The 13,276-nt window shown below is 74.8% G+C and carries 14 protein-coding genes; 8 read left to right on the top strand and 6 right to left on the bottom strand.

Translation table 11 applies throughout. The annotated features are described in order from the left end of the window. The first annotated feature begins 538 nt into the window (after positions 1-538). On the top strand, positions 539-730 hold the full coding sequence (locus CLV72_RS27330; RefSeq protein ID WP_106252055.1) for a ferredoxin: 192 nt from the start codon (positions 539-541) through the stop codon (positions 728-730). Positions 731-790: 60 nt separating this feature from the next. On the opposite strand, the gene CLV72_RS27325 is transcribed toward CLV72_RS27330, so the two are convergent. Beyond that, positions 791-1,759 (bottom strand): asparaginase, encoded by a 969-nt coding sequence (locus tag CLV72_RS27325; RefSeq protein WP_106252054.1) that lies wholly within the window; start codon positions 1,757-1,759, stop codon positions 791-793. Between the two features lie 271 nt (positions 1,760-2,030). Between CLV72_RS27325 and CLV72_RS27320 the strand changes: the two genes are divergently transcribed. Further along, positions 2,031-2,978, top strand: a complete 948-nt coding sequence (locus CLV72_RS27320; protein ID WP_245930473.1) for a 3'-5' exonuclease — start codon at positions 2,031-2,033, stop codon at positions 2,976-2,978. Positions 2,979-3,146: 168 nt separating this feature from the next. On the opposite strand, the gene CLV72_RS27315 is transcribed toward CLV72_RS27320, so the two are convergent. The 3 genes from CLV72_RS27315 to CLV72_RS27305 all read right to left on the bottom strand — a co-directional run bounded on the left by CLV72_RS27315 (position 3,147) and on the right by CLV72_RS27305 (position 4,923). Beyond that, positions 3,147-3,365, bottom strand: coding sequence for a hypothetical protein (locus CLV72_RS27315; protein ID WP_146159584.1), 219 nt, complete (start codon positions 3,363-3,365; stop codon positions 3,147-3,149). A gap of 136 nt (positions 3,366-3,501) precedes the next feature. Continuing rightward, positions 3,502-4,143: a TetR/AcrR family transcriptional regulator gene (locus CLV72_RS27310; RefSeq protein WP_106252051.1), complete on the bottom strand. Its 642-nt coding sequence runs from the start codon at positions 4,141-4,143 to the stop codon at positions 3,502-3,504. Positions 4,144-4,224: 81 nt separating this feature from the next. Next, positions 4,225-4,923 (bottom strand): biliverdin-producing heme oxygenase, encoded by a 699-nt coding sequence (locus CLV72_RS27305; protein WP_106252050.1) that lies wholly within the window; start codon positions 4,921-4,923, stop codon positions 4,225-4,227. 681 nt (positions 4,924-5,604) lie between these two features. On the opposite strand from CLV72_RS27305, the gene CLV72_RS27300 reads away from it, so the two are divergent. From CLV72_RS27300 to CLV72_RS27290, 3 genes are read left to right on the top strand one after another with little or no spacing between them, the layout of a single operon-like run. Next, entirely contained in the window at positions 5,605-6,855 is a 1,251-nt protein-coding gene (locus CLV72_RS27300; protein WP_106252049.1) for a PP2C family protein-serine/threonine phosphatase, read from the top strand. Between the two features lie 8 nt (positions 6,856-6,863). Continuing rightward, the gene (locus CLV72_RS27295) at positions 6,864-8,564 is read left to right on the top strand and encodes a sensor histidine kinase (RefSeq protein ID WP_170141133.1); all 1,701 of its coding nucleotides are present in this window, start codon (positions 6,864-6,866) and stop codon (positions 8,562-8,564) included. 7 nt (positions 8,565-8,571) lie between these two features. Beyond that, positions 8,572-9,012, top strand: a complete 441-nt coding sequence (locus CLV72_RS27290; protein WP_106252291.1) for a response regulator — start codon at positions 8,572-8,574, stop codon at positions 9,010-9,012. A 218-nt stretch (positions 9,013-9,230) separates the two neighbouring features. Here the strand turns inward: CLV72_RS27290 and CLV72_RS27285 are convergent, their stop codons facing one another. Continuing rightward, on the bottom strand, positions 9,231-9,788 hold the full coding sequence (locus tag CLV72_RS27285; RefSeq protein ID WP_106252047.1) for a DUF2269 domain-containing protein: 558 nt from the start codon (positions 9,786-9,788) through the stop codon (positions 9,231-9,233). 63 nt (positions 9,789-9,851) lie between these two features. Beyond that, positions 9,852-10,145, bottom strand: coding sequence for an SHOCT domain-containing protein (locus CLV72_RS27280; protein WP_146159583.1), 294 nt, complete (start codon positions 10,143-10,145; stop codon positions 9,852-9,854). A gap of 156 nt (positions 10,146-10,301) precedes the next feature. On the opposite strand from CLV72_RS27280, the gene CLV72_RS27275 reads away from it, so the two are divergent. From CLV72_RS27275 to CLV72_RS27265, 3 genes are all read left to right on the top strand, one after another. Beyond that, on the top strand, positions 10,302-11,522 hold the full coding sequence (locus CLV72_RS27275) for a sensor histidine kinase (RefSeq protein WP_106252046.1): 1,221 nt from the start codon (positions 10,302-10,304) through the stop codon (positions 11,520-11,522). Next, on the top strand, positions 11,519-12,172 hold the full coding sequence (locus CLV72_RS27270; protein WP_106252045.1) for a response regulator transcription factor: 654 nt from the start codon (positions 11,519-11,521) through the stop codon (positions 12,170-12,172). The genes CLV72_RS27275 and CLV72_RS27270 overlap by 4 nt, the downstream gene beginning before the upstream one ends. 124 nt (positions 12,173-12,296) lie before the next feature. Continuing rightward, a complete protein-coding gene (locus CLV72_RS27265) occupies positions 12,297-13,223 on the top strand; it encodes a DUF8017 domain-containing protein (RefSeq protein ID WP_146159582.1) in 927 nt (308 codons plus the stop codon). Positions 13,224-13,276: the final 53 nt, after the last annotated feature.

The raw sequence follows: 13,276 nt of genomic DNA, 5'->3' as shown, positions 1-13,276 counted from the left end.
CCGACTGCGGCCGGGCCGCGGCGCTCCGGGGTTGGCCGGGGCGCCGCGGCCGGCACGCGCCGCGATCGGACCGGACCGGCCGCGCGCCCCGAGCGCGCGTCCAGGCGGCTCCGCTGCTGCGTGGGGCGTGACCACACGGGCGGCCTGGACGGCCACGGGGGCGCGGCGGACGCAGGACCCCCCGATGTGCAAGGTCCCGGTCGTCGCGACTGGGGGTGACGTGTGCGGTTGACATACGGCCGGTGCGCGGCCGGCCGGCGGTGGTGGCGGCCGTACGGATGTGCGGTCCGTACGGCCGTCCTCCCTGTGGGTTCCCGCTCGGGGCGGGGCTACACCTGTTCAGTCACGTTAAGTGATTGCATGATTCCTTACTGTAACCAAACAGTGTGCCGGGCGCCGGTAGCGACGCCGTGGCCGGAACCCGTCGTCCTCCCACGCGCCCGCACCCGGCTTACTAGGCTGAACACGTTCTGCGACGGCGGTGTGCCGGGCCGACGGTGGTCCGGCGCCGAGCGGACTGGAGGCCAGGAGGCATGGCATGCGCGTGAGCGTGGACTTCGACCTGTGTGAGAGCAACGCGGTGTGCATGGGCATCGCGCCCAAGGTGTTCGAGGTCCGGGACGACGACTTCCTGTACGTACTCGACGAGGAGCCGCCGGAGGAGATGCGGACGCTCGTCGAGGAGGCGGCCAGGTCGTGCCCCCGGACCGCCATCACGGTCGAGGACTGATTCCCACGGTGCGGACCGGCCGGGCGGTCCGCACCGCCTCCGCCGGGGCGGCCGCCCCGGTCAGTCGAGCACCGGGCGGACCGCGCCCACCGGCTCCCCGCCGCCCAGCACCGGCACCCGCGCCACCTCGGCCGCGGGCGCCACGTCGACGCCGAGCCGCGCCAGCGCGGCCAGTGCCGCCACCGCATTGCCGCGGTGCTGGCCGTCGATGGCCTTGACCGCCACGGTGTGGCCCTGCGCGGTGGCCACCACCAGCACGCCCTCGGCGCCGCCCTTGGCCACCACACCGGGCAGCGCCCGCATCAGCGCGGTGTTGGGGTCGCGGCTGCCGCCGACGTACTCCGGGTGCGCGCGCATCGCGCTCACCACGCGGTTCTCCAGGCTGCCCGGCGCGGCCAGCACCAGCGCCTGCACCGAGCGCGCCAGCCCGGCCAGGCTGATGCCGAACAGCGGCGCGCCGCAGCCGTCGACGGTGGTGTGCGCGACCCGCTCACCGGCGAACTCCTCCAGGGTGGCGCGGACCAGCCGCTGCAGCGGGTGGCCGGGCTCGCGGTAGCTCTCGGTGGGCCAGCCGGCCGCCACGCACGCCGCCAGCATCCCGGCGTGCTTGCCCGAGCAGTTCATCCGGATCCGGGCCGGTCCCGCGCCCGACCGCAGCAGGGCGGTGCGGGTGTCGGGGTCGCCGGGCCAGCTCGGCGGGCACTGCAGCGCGCCCGCGTCCAGCTTGGCCGAGGCCAGCACCTCCTCGGCCATCTGCACATGGAAGTCCTCGCCGCGGTGGCTGCCGGTGGCGATCGCCAGCGCCGGCCCGTCCAGCCGCGCCCCTGCGCGCAGCGACGCGAGCGCCTGCACCGGCTTGACGGAGGAGCGCGGCAGCATCGGGGCGTCCACCGGCCCTCTGCTGCGGGCGACCGAACCGTCAGGGGCGAGCGCGATCAGCGAACCGTAGTGGATGCTCTCCACGAAGCCGTCGCGGACGACCTCCGCCAGGGGGGCGTGCGGAAGCTGCGAGACGAGGGTGCTGGGCAAGTGGACTCCCCGGGTTCCATCGATGGGCGGGGAAAGTGTAGCCGCCGAGCCGCCTTGTGAGCTGGTGTAGCGCGCCGGGCCGCATGGAGTGACGGAGCCGGGCGGTGGACCGCGGGGCGCGGCTGAGGCGCAGAAGGCGATCCGGTCGAAGGCCCACCGCCTCGGTCAGTGGCGTCGGGTCCGCTCGCGCGTGCCGCGGCCCGTAGGCTGGAACGGCCGCCGTGCGGCGGCGCTCCGCCACGGGCCAGCGAACTTGAGACCGAGGACGAACTTGATCAACTACGGGCGCCTCACCCGGGCGCGCGGCGGTGCCGACCCTCGCCGGCTGGACTACGCCGTGATCGACGTCGAGACGACCGGCCTCGATCCGGCCGAAGGCGCGCGGGTCTGCGAGATCGCGGTGGTCCGGATGCACGGCGACGGCACCGTCCAGCGCGAGTACGCCACTCTGGTCGACCCGGGCGTCCCGGTGCTGGGCACCGCGTTCCACGGCATCACCGACGGCGACGTCGCCGCCGCGCCGAGCGTGCGAGACATCGCCGGCGACCTCACCGAGCTGCTGTCGGGCGCCGTGCTGGTGGGGCACAAGCTGGAGTTCGAGGAGAGCTTCCTGGCGGCGCAGTTCGCCCCCGAGGGCCTGCCGGGCGAGCTGCCGGGGCTGTGCACACTGCGCGCGGTCCGCTCCCAGCTGGACCTGCCGCGTTACTCCCTGGCGCAGGCCACCCACGCGCTCACCGCGCACTGGCCCACCGGCCAGCACACCGCCCTCGGCGACGCGCGCGCCTGCGCGCAGCTGCTCGCCGAGCTGATCGGCAACGCCCCGCGCAGCCTGCACTACGCCGGGCCGACGCCCCGGCAGCTGACCGGCCCGCCGCCGAGCGGGCGCGTCAAGGAGCGCGGGCCGCTGTCGGCCGCCTGGCGGGGCCGCGGTGCCGAGCAGGAGCTGGACGGCTCCCATCCGCGCGTGCTCGACGGCCGGCCGGCGCTGCGGCACTGGACGCCGCGCTGGCGGGCGCTCGAACTCGACCCGAGCTACTGCGGCGGGCCGTTCACCCCGGCCGAGCGGGCCGTGGCCGTCGAGATGGCCGAACTGCGGCACCGCCGCCGCCGGCTCACCGGCCTCGCCGCCGCCGCGGTGCTCGCCCTGGGCGGCGGCGCGGTGGGCTGGGCCGCGGTGCGCGCGCTGCGCGCCCCGGCCACGGGCGGCGCGGCGACCTAGCGGCCACCCGGTCCGCCGGATCCGCACGTACCCGCGCCGCCGCAGCGCCGCGGTGGTCCCACCGCCACCGCCCCGGCGCGTCCACCGGGCACGCCCGGACGTCCGTGGTGGCCCGCCGCCACGCAGCACCAGCCACCGCCCGGCCGCCGCACCCGCGCGGCGGCCGGCTCACACGCCCGACAGGGCGGTGAACACCGCGATGATCAGGAAGCTGCCGCCGACGGTGACCAGGGTGGCGCGTCCGGCCTCGGTCAGTCGGACCGGGGGTGTCGCGACCCGGCCGGGGCCGGCCGGGCGGGGGCGCGGTCTGGCGCCGCTTGGGCGCGGACGGCTCCAGCCGTACCAGACGCAGGCGGTCCCGGACAGCAGCAAGAGCAGCGACCACATGTTCGCGGTCCCTTCGGGGGCGGGCTCGGGGCGCACGGGGGAGGGCGCCAGCGCCGATTGTTCCTCGCCACCGGGGCGGCACGCACGGCGGCGCGCGGCTGGCCGGATCAGGCCATTGCGGCGTGCGGTCGGCGGCTCAGGCGTCCAGCCGCGCCAGTTCCTCGGCGGGCACGCCGAGGCCGCGGAGCACGAAGGAGGTGACCGGGCGGGCGGCCGCGTCGAGGTCGAGTTCGCCGCGCAGCAGCGGCGAGCGCTGCGCGCCGATGGCGGCCAGCACCAGCCGGGCGGTGGCGGCCGTGTCGGCGGTGCCGGCGCCGTCCGCGGGCTGGAACTCGCCGGCCGCGATGCCGTCGGCCAGGATGCCGCCGAGCAGCCGCTGCATCGGCGCGACGTGCTCGGCCAGCCGCTGGTAGGCGTCGGGACCCAGCGAGGCGCCGAGTTCGGCCGCCCCGGGGTGCGGATGGGCCAGCAGCCCTTCCAGCTGGAGCCGGACGAAGACCGCCAGCCGCCGGGCGGCCGACGCCCCCTCGGGCAGCTCCTCGCGGTAGCGGCTGAGGAAGATTCGGGTGACCTGCTCGGTGAAGGCGAGCAGCAGCGCCGCCTTGTCCGGGAAGTAGTTGTACAGCGCGGTGCGGGTGATGCCGGCGGTGGCCGCGACATCGGTCATGGAGATCTCGTCGATGCCCTGCCGCCGCGTCAGCTCCGCGACCGCGTCGAGGATGCGGTCGCGGGTCTGGGCGCGGTGTTCGGCGATGGTGGCGGCCGAGATCTTGGGCATGGCCCTATGGTCGCACGGAGGGGCGGCCCGCCGGGGCGCTTCGCGCGGCGGCCGGCGGCGGCGCCCACGGCCGGACGGGGGTCACGCCACCCGGTCGATCTCGCGGCTGCGGCCCAGTTCGGCCAGCACCTCGATGTTGAGCCGGTAGGCGGTAACCGTCTCGGCGACGACACGGGCGCGCTCCTCCTCGCCGACGGCGAGGCCGTCCAGGGCGGCGCGGTAGCGGTCCTTGAAGCGGGGCAGGCTGCCCAGCGCGTCGAAGACGTAGAAGGCGGTGCCGTCGTCGCCGGGGAAGCCGTAGTGGCGGGAGACGAAGCGGCGGATGAACTGGCCGCCGGAGAGGTCGCCGATGTAGCGGGTGTAGTGGTGGGCGACGAAGCCGGCCGGCCAGTCGGCCATCTCGCCCAGCCGCCGCACGTAGCGCCCGGTCGCCGCCGAGGGGGCGACGCGCGCCCGCCAGCCGGGGCCGTACAGGAACTCCAGGTCGCGTTCGAGGGCGGGCACCCGTTCCAGCTCGGGCCGGACGAACGGGGCGGCCACCGGGTGGGCGGCCAGCAAGCGGCCGACCCGCTCCAGTTCGGCGTAGGCGAAGTAGTGCTGGGCGACCATCTCGGCGTAGCCGCCGCGCGACACCCGGCCGGCCATCAGCGCGGTGAGGTAGCCGTCGCGCTCGGCCTCGGCGTGGCGGTCCCAGGTGGCGGCGCGCAGCCGCGCCGAGAAGGGCTCGGCCGCGCTGCCGCCGGCGCCGTCGGGGCGGTGCTGCTCACGCGAGGTGTCCATGGGTCCCCTCCGTACGGACGGCTCTTGCTGACATAGTGTCGTGATCAGGGCGGCGGCACGTCAAGGCTTTGGTGACGATTCGTCGTGAAAGTCCGCGCCGGACGGCCGGAACGGGACACCGGCGCGGCCGGGCGGGGCGGCCGGGCCGTGGTAAAGAAGGGGAAATACGCTCCTACCGCGCACGCCTTTGTTGATTGCGTCCCCGGCGTCCCGATTTCCCCGCCGGTCGGGACGGGAGGCAATGGTGAATACGGCCGAAAACTCCGGAAGACGATCAACGGATCCGCTGACCGCGACAACGCCGGACCCCCGTTGCGCGTCGGGCCGTACGGCCGCCGGGTGCGCTTCGCGGGCACCGCGGGCGGCGCTCCGGCCGCGCCGGGCCGGGACGCCCGGCGGCTCCGGGCCACCGCGCGCCCGCGTCCGGGCGGCGCGCCGGATTCCGGCGGCCCGCCCGGCGCCTGCGCCGTTTGCGGCGGTGTATTGCGTACCCTGTGGTCAGGAGCCCAGCCACCGGTGCCTGAGCGGCGCCCTCTCCGCCTCGCGGCGCGATCGGCGATCGCCGCGAGGGCCCGACGACCCGACCCGCCGGTAACAAGCCGTACCGACTGGCGGAATGTTGATCAATCCCCCTATATTTGCGCGAAGTCAAATATTAGGCGGCCATCACGAAGGCGATCTGTGGAATTCGAAGAGACGCCCGGCGACCTTCCCGGAGTTTCCCGATCGGACGGCGGGCCGCACCCGGCCCGGCCGTCGGACGCCGCGCGGCCCCAGGGTGCTTCCGACACCATCGACCTGCTGCTGATCGAGGATGACGAGGGCGACGCCGTCATCGTCGAGGAGCTGCTGAAGGAGACCGGCCTGCCGGTCCGCATCAACTGGGTGCGCACCCTGCACGCCGCCCGGGAGTACCTCAGCGGCTTCCGCGGCTGCGTGCTGCTCGACCTCAACCTGCCCGACGCCAGCGGCTCGGCAGTGCTCGACCAGGTGCTCGACCAGGGCAGGGACGCCGCCGTCCTCGTCTTCACCGGTATCGCCGACGAGCACCAGGGCGCGGCGGCGGTGGCGGCGGGCGCGCAGGACTACCTGGTCAAGGGCCAGGTCGACGGCGGCCTCCTCGCGCGCAGCCTGCGCTACTCCCTGGAGCGCAAGCGCGCCGACGAGAACATGCGGCGGCTGCGCGAGGCCGACCTGCGCGCACAGGAGAACCTGCGCCTGGAACGCGGCCTGCTGCCGCAGCCGCTGCTGGCCAACTCCGCGCTGTGGCACAAGTCCTTCTACCGGCCCGGCCGCAAGCGCGCCCTGGTCGGCGGCGACTTCTTCGACGCGGTCGAGATCGACGGCACCGCCCACATGATCATCGGCGACGTCTCCGGCCACGGCCCCGACGAGGCGGCGCTCGGCGTCTGCCTGCGCATCGCCTGGCGGGCACTGGTGATGACCGGGGTGCCCGAGGAGGAGATCCTGACCACCCTGGAGAAGGTGCTGGTCAGCGAGCGCAGCCAGGACGAGGCCTACGCCACCCTGTGCGCGCTCAGCCTGGAGATCGCCACCGGGCGGCTGCGGCTGCGCCTGCTCGGCCATCCGCCGCCGATCGTGATCACCGACCGCACCCGCGAACTGGCCTGCGAGGCCAGACCGCCGCTGGGCGTGGCGCCCGGCGAGGAGACCGCCGTGCTGGAGACCGAACTCGCGCCCGGCTCGCTGCTGCTCCTGTACACCGACGGCCTGATCGACGCCCGCGACGGCGCCGCCAACGAGCGCCTGGGCGTGGCGGGGCTGCACCGCCTGCTGGAGCGCGCCATCGAGCGGCGCGGCAGCTGGGACGAACTGCCCGGCCTGCTCATCGAGGACGCCGAGCGTTACAACGGCGGCCCGCTCCAGGACGACGTCGCGATGCTGCTCATCGCCTTCGGCGGGACCGTGTAATGCACACCGTGCGGGCCCGCCAGGTGGTGCGCGGCGTCAAGGCCCGCCGCCCGTGGCCGCTGCGGATCCGGGTGCTCGCCCTGCTGATCGTCGTCGCCCTGCTGCTGGTCGGCGCGGTCGTGGCGATCACGATCAACACCCTGATGGCCAGGGACGCCGTGCTGTACCAGGTCGAGGACCTGGGGCCGGCCCAGGTGCGCACCGAGTCGCTGCAGATCCAGTTCCTCACCGAGACGACCGGGATCGAGGGCTACGCCCGCACCGGGGACGACGACTACCTCGACTCCTACTACGAGGGCCGCTCCTGGGCGACGGCCGCCCTCGCCGACCTGGAGACCAACGTCGCCGACGAGCCCCACCTGTCCGAACTGGTCGCCGAGGTGCGGCGCTCCAGCGCCCGCTGGCACGCCGACTACGCCCAGGTCGTCATCGAGCACGTCGACCGCTTCGGCGCCGGCACCGTCAGCCCGGCCATCGACGCCCGCGGCCGCTTCCTCTTCGACGACCTGCGCGGCGCGATCGCCGAACTGCGCCTCGCGCTCAACGACGCCGAGCGGCACGCCACCACCACCGTCGGGAACACGATCCAGACCCTGATCACGCTGCTGGTCGGCGTGGGCATCGGCATCGTGGTGCTCTCCCTGCTGATCTGGGTGCAGGCGCAGCGCTGGATCCTGCACCCCGTCGAGCTGCTGAGCCGGCAGACCCGGCAGGTCGCCGGCGGGGACTTCGGGCACACCATCATCGTCACCGGTCCGGTCGAGACCATCCAGCTCGGCCGGGACGTCGACGCGATGCGCGAGCGGATCGTCTCGGAGCTGGAAGCGGTCGCCACCGCCCGCCGCCAGCTCCAGGAGCAGTCCAAGAAGCTGGCCGAGCAGGCCGAGGAGCTGCGCCGCTCCAACGAGGAGCTGGAGCAGTTCGCCTACGTCGCCTCGCACGACCTGCAGGAGCCGCTGCGCAAGATCGCCAGCTTCTGCCAGCTGCTGCAGCGCCGCTACGAGGGGCGGCTGGACGAGCGGGCCGACTCCTACATCGCCTTCGCCGTCGAGGGCGCCAAGCGGATGCAGAAGCTGATCAACGACCTGCTCGCCTTCTCCCGCGTCGGACGCACCAAGAACTTCGTGGACGTCGAGCTGGACGCGGTCGTGCGGGGCGCGGTGCGCAGCCTGGAGACCGCCATCGAGGAGGCGGGCGCCGAGATCACCGCCACCGGGCTGCCCCGGGTGCACGGCGACCCGGGGCTGCTCACCCAGCTGCTGTTCAACCTCATCGGCAACGCGGTCAAGTTCCGCGGCGAGGAACCGCTGCGGGTTCGGGTCACCGCGCGGCGCAGCGGGGACGAATGGCTGCTGACCTGCGAGGACAACGGAATCGGTATCGAGCCCGAGTACGCCGAGCGGATCTTCGTCGTCTTCCAGCGGCTGCACACCCGCGAGCGCTACGAGGGCACCGGCATCGGCCTGGCGCTGTGCAAGAAGATCGTGGAGTTCCACGGCGGCCGCATCTGGCTGGCCGAGCCGCCCGAGGGCGGCGGCACCCGGATCAGCTGGACGCTGCCGGCCGCCACCGGGCCGGGGGACCCCGCCGTCACCGCCGCCCGAGGCCGCGCGCTAGGGTCGGCCGACGCCGCCGAGCAGGCGGACCCGGCCGGCCCGGCCGGGAAGGCCCGGGGCCCGGACGACGAGGCGGACATCCCACGTGAGTGAGCTGACCATGGCGACCCCGATCGAGGTACTGCTCGTCGAGGACGATCCCGGCGACGTCCTGATGACCAAGGAGGCCTTCGAGGAGCACAAGGTCAGGAACCGGCTGCACACCGTCTCCGACGGCGTCGAGGCGCTCCGCTTCCTGCGCAGGCAGGGCGAGTACGCCGAGGCCCCGCGGCCGCACCTCATCCTGCTCGACCTCAACCTGCCCAGGAAGGACGGCAGGGAGGTGCTGGCCGAGGTGAAGGCGGACGAGTCCCTGGCGCACATCCCGGTGGTGGTGCTGACCACCTCGGAGGCCGAGGAGGACGTGCTGCGCAGCTACCGGCTGCACGCCAGCGCCTACATCACCAAGCCGGTCGACTTCGACCAGTTCATCCGGGTGGTCCGCCAGATCGACGACTTCTTCGTGACCGTGGTGAAGCTGCCGCGCACCGGCCACGCCTGACCCGCGCGCACCGCACCGCCCGCCGTGCGGGCCCTGCCGTGTGCCGCACCGCACAGCCGCCGGCCGGAATCCGGGCGCGCCGCGCGCTGTTGCCAACACGTTGACGGGATTCGCACGACCCCACCCGCGTCGGGGGACCGGTGGGTGCGGACGCGTCCGCGTCCTGGACCGGGAGCGCCCCGCCGCCCGAGGGCGGCGGGGGCCCGGAGCGGCCGGCGTCAGCGCCGCCCCAGGGGCGTGCGCCCCCACGGCTTGTACACCGACAGCGCCGTCGCCGCGATCACCAGCAGGCCCGGCACCACGGTGGCGCCCGCCATCGACACCAGGACGGCGTCGGACACCGGCATCACCTCCGGCCCGGCCGCCGCCACCTCGGCCGCGACCCGCTGGATGCGCGGGTTGATCGCCAGCGAGCTGCCGAACAGCAGGGCGGTCGACAGCACCAGCTTGACGGCGACCCAGTAGTAGCGGACCAGCCCCCACTGGGTGCCGAGGCTGAGCACGACCCCGGTGGCGAAGGTGAGCACCGCCGTCGGGACCAGCAGTGGGTCGGCGACCGCGCCGACCGCGAGCATCGCGGCTCGCGCCAGTTCGGTGTCGCCGGTGTTCAGCGCGGTCAGCAGCAGCGTCAGCACTCCGGCCTCCAGGCCGATCCAGCCGACGCCGATGCCGACGTGCAGGGTGAGGAGCAGGCGCCGCGCCGGGCGCGGCAGCCGGAACCGCGGCGCGCGGGACGCCGCCGGCGCGGCGGTGGTCGGGAGGGTCTTCACGGCCATGGTCGTTGCGCTCCTGGATCTCGTGCGGTCGTGGCGGTTCGGCCGCGCCCCGGCGCGGCGGACTCAGCCGCCGAGGTGGCTGAGTCGGGTCAGGTACTCCTCGTCGTCGATCTCGCCCCTGGCGTAGCGCTCGGCGAGGATCTGCCGGGCGCTGAACACCGGGTCGGCGGGCCGGTTCTCGGCGGCCGCCCCGGCCGGGCGGAAGCCGCCGCCGCGGCGGCGGAAGAGCCACACGGCCAGCGCGATCAGCGCGAGCGTCAGCGGGAAGAGCAGGAACCCGGGTCCGGGGCCGCCCCAGGGCGGTCCGAAGTGGTCGGCGGTGTCGAGTGCGGGCTGGGCCAGCGTCGTGATGTCCATGCCGTCCATGCTGCTCGGCGCGGCCCGGCCGCACATCCGCCGAGCGGCGGCTTCGCCTCGCCGCACTCCGTCGCAGCGGCTACGCGCCGCCGCGTAGCGGCGGATACGCCGCCCGTCGGACGCCGCGGCCCGGCGGTGCCGCCTAAGGTCGGTGCCATGCGACGCCCGCCCTGGTCCCAGGCCCTCCCCGCCGATCTCGGCCTGGCCGCCGTGCTCGGCCTGGTCGGCTCGGCGGCCACCGCCGGGATGCTGTCGTGGCACCCGGCGGGCGCCCCGGTCGGCTTCGCCGTCACCCTGGTCGTGCTGGCCGCGGCCGCGCTCGCTGTGCGCCGGATCTGGCCGACGGCCTCGCTGATCGCGGTCGCCTCGGTCCTCGGCGTGTACGTCCTGGGCGTGCTGCCCTTCGGGCCGGTCATGTTCTTCCTGCTGTTCTCCCTGTTCAGCACGGCGCTGTGGCTGCCCGCCCGCGAGTCCTTCGGCTGGTGCGCGCTCGCCGTCACCGCCGTGCTGACCGCGCTCGCGCTGGGCGCCCCGAGCGTGGACGCGGCGCTGGAGGCCGCCCCGTTCGCGCTGCCCATGGGTGTGGCCTGGCTGCTGGTGCCCTGGTCGCTGGGGCGGCTGCTGCGGATGCGGCGCGACTCCGTCCGCCGGGAGCGCGACGACGAGCTGCGGCGGCACGCCTTCGAGGAGCGGCTGCGGATCGCCCGCGAGGTGCACGACGTGGTCGGGCACAGCCTGTCGGTCATCAACATGCAGGCGGGCGTCGCCCTGCACGTGCTCGGCAAGCGCCCGGAGCAGGCCGCGCCCGCGCTGGAGGCGATCAAGGCGACCAGCAAGTCGGCGCTGGAGGAGCTGCGCGGCACCCTCGCCGTCTTCCGCGACCCCGAGCGGCCGGTCGAGGGCGCCGGAGGGGGCGGCCCGGCCGACCCCTCCGACGACGACCGGCGGCCGCTGCCGGGCCTGGACCGGCTGCCCGAACTGGTCACCGCCACCGTCGCCGCCGGGCTCGCGGTGCGGCTGGAGGTCGAGGGCGAGCGCGGCGCGGTGCCCGCGATGGTCGACCACGCCGGCTACCGCATCGTCCAGGAGTCGCTGACCAACGCGCTGCGGCACGCCGGCCCGGCCACCGCGCGGGTGCGCGTCGCCTACCACGCGGGCGCCGTCGAGATCGAGGTGGCCGACACCGGCGCGGCCGCCGGCGACGCCGGCCCCGGGGAGGCGCCGGCACCCGGCGGCCACGGACTGCTGGGGATGCGCGAGCGGGCCGAGTCCCTCGGGGGTAGGTTCGAGGCCGGTCCGCGGCCCGGCGGCGGCTTCGCCGTCTCGGTCCGGCTGCCCTTCGGGGGCGACCCCTACGACACTGAGGACGGCGCATGATCCGGGTGGCGATCGCCGACGACCAGAGCCTGGTCCGGATGGGCCTGCGGGTGCTGCTGGACAGCGAGGACGACATCGAGCTGGTCGGCGAGGCGGCCGACGGCGACGAGGCGGTGGCGCTGGTGCGCGCCGAGCGGCCCGACGTGGTGCTGATGGACGTCCGCATGCCGGGCAAGGACGGCCTGACCGCGCTGCGCGAGATCGCCGCCGACCCCGAGGCGGCCGGCACCCGCGTCATCGTGGTGACCACCTTCGAGCTGGACGAGTACGTCTTCGACGCGCTGCGCTTCGGCGCGGCGGGCTTCCTGGTCAAGGACAGCGAGCCGGCCGAGGTGCTGCAGGCCGTCCGGGTGGTGGCCGAGGGGCAGTCGCTGCTGTCGCCGAGCGTGACCCGCCGGGTGGTCGCCTCCTTCACCGCCGACCGCGCCCGCCGCAGCCGTCCCCACCCCGAGCTGGGACGGCTCACCGAGCGCGAGCGCGAGGTGCTGGCCCTGGTCGGCGAAGGGCTGTCCAATGACGAGATCGCCGAGCGGCTGGTGCTCAGCCCGGCCACCGCGCGCACCCACGTGAGCCGCGCCATGGTCAAGCTGCACGCCCGCGACCGCGCGCAGCTGGTGGTCTTCGCCTACCAGTCAGGCTTGGTGCGGTAGCGGGTCGCGCCGCCCGTGCGCAGGGCGGTACGGACACGGCCGGACTTGGGCGGGTATGGCCGTTTCGGGCCAGCACCCGCCGCACGGCCGGGGGTGGCGGCGCAGATCATCTAGGCTCGGGGCCGTGACATGGCCGGAGGGGGCAGGGCCCCAGCAACCCTGGAACAACGCACCGCCCCCGCAGGGCGGCGGCTGGGGCGTGCAGCCGGCCGGACCAGGCGGCTGGGGCCCGGTGGGACCGCCCGGCCCGCCGCCCCCGCGCCGGACCGTCTCGGGCGCCACCCTGCTGCTCACGATCATGATCGGCGTGCTGGTCATCGCGCTCATCATGGCCTTCTTCGCCTTCCGGGCCGGCGGCTCCTCCGCCGCGCCCCCGGCCGGCTCGGAATCGCCCGTCCCGCAGCCCACGCAGCCGAGCGCCGGGCCCTCCGAGCCGACGGCCGAGCCCTCGTCGTCCGCCCCGCAGACCGGCGTCGACCCGCTGATCAACGGCTGGCAGGTGGTGGGCCACCAGGAGCGCGGGGTCGTCTACGAGGTGCCGGCCCAGGAGTCGCACCACTGGACCGTGCACTCCCCGACGCTGATCAGCGGCTTCGAGGACGAGAACGGCCAGCCGCTGGTGGCCTTCAGCGGCACGGCGGCCTACGCCTACGAGTTCTGCGGCCAGGGCAGCGAGCGCGCCGCCACCGGCACCCAGGGCGCGGGCGAGCCCGTCGACACCGCCGAGTTCGCCCCGCAGGTGGCCGAACTGTGGGCGCACTCCCGCTACGACTCCGACACCGCCGAGGCGCAGGTCACCGTCGGCGAGCCGCAGCCCTTCGAGCAGCACGGCCTGACCGGCCACTACGTCACCGCCGAGGCCACGGTGCAGGAGGGCACCGACTGCGACCCGCCGACCGGGGTCGTGCACGTCGTGTCCTTCATCGCCCCCGACAACGAGGACGACGTCTACAACTTCGTCCTCTACGCCGACACCGGCGTCGACGACGCGCTCGACCCGGGCGTCATCGAGGACATCATCGGCACCCTGCGCCCGCGCGAGGACGCCTGAGGCGGCGCCGCACGCGTACGCTCCCGGCGAACACCTGGCCGGGAAGAAAACCG

Source organism: Allonocardiopsis opalescens (assembly GCF_003002095.1).
GTDB classification, from domain to species: domain Bacteria; phylum Actinomycetota; class Actinomycetes; order Streptosporangiales; family Streptosporangiaceae; genus Allonocardiopsis; species Allonocardiopsis opalescens.
The sequence above is the reverse complement of the archived record's forward strand: the minus strand, read 5'-3'. Positions and strand labels throughout refer to the sequence as shown.

What these genes read in the sequence shown, in the direction of transcription:
- CLV72_RS27330 (WP_106252055.1), top strand. Translation starts at nt 539, where the DNA reads ATGCGCGTGAGCGTGGACTTCGACCTGTGTGAGAGCAACGCGGTGTGC.
- CLV72_RS27315 (WP_146159584.1), bottom strand. Translation starts at nt 3,365, where the DNA reads ATGTGGTCGCTGCTCTTGCTGCTGTCCGGGACCGCCTGCGTCTGGTAC.
- CLV72_RS27310 (WP_106252051.1), bottom strand. Translation starts at nt 4,143, where the DNA reads ATGCCCAAGATCTCGGCCGCCACCATCGCCGAACACCGCGCCCAGACC.
- CLV72_RS27305 (WP_106252050.1), bottom strand. Translation starts at nt 4,923, where the DNA reads ATGGACACCTCGCGTGAGCAGCACCGCCCCGACGGCGCCGGCGGCAGC.
- CLV72_RS27290 (WP_106252291.1), top strand. Translation starts at nt 8,572, where the DNA reads ATGGCGACCCCGATCGAGGTACTGCTCGTCGAGGACGATCCCGGCGAC.
- CLV72_RS27285 (WP_106252047.1), bottom strand. Translation starts at nt 9,788, where the DNA reads ATGGCCGTGAAGACCCTCCCGACCACCGCCGCGCCGGCGGCGTCCCGC.
- CLV72_RS27280 (WP_146159583.1), bottom strand. Translation starts at nt 10,145, where the DNA reads ATGGACATCACGACGCTGGCCCAGCCCGCACTCGACACCGCCGACCAC.
- CLV72_RS27275 (WP_106252046.1), top strand. Translation starts at nt 10,302, where the DNA reads ATGCGACGCCCGCCCTGGTCCCAGGCCCTCCCCGCCGATCTCGGCCTG.
- CLV72_RS27270 (WP_106252045.1), top strand. Translation starts at nt 11,519, where the DNA reads ATGATCCGGGTGGCGATCGCCGACGACCAGAGCCTGGTCCGGATGGGC.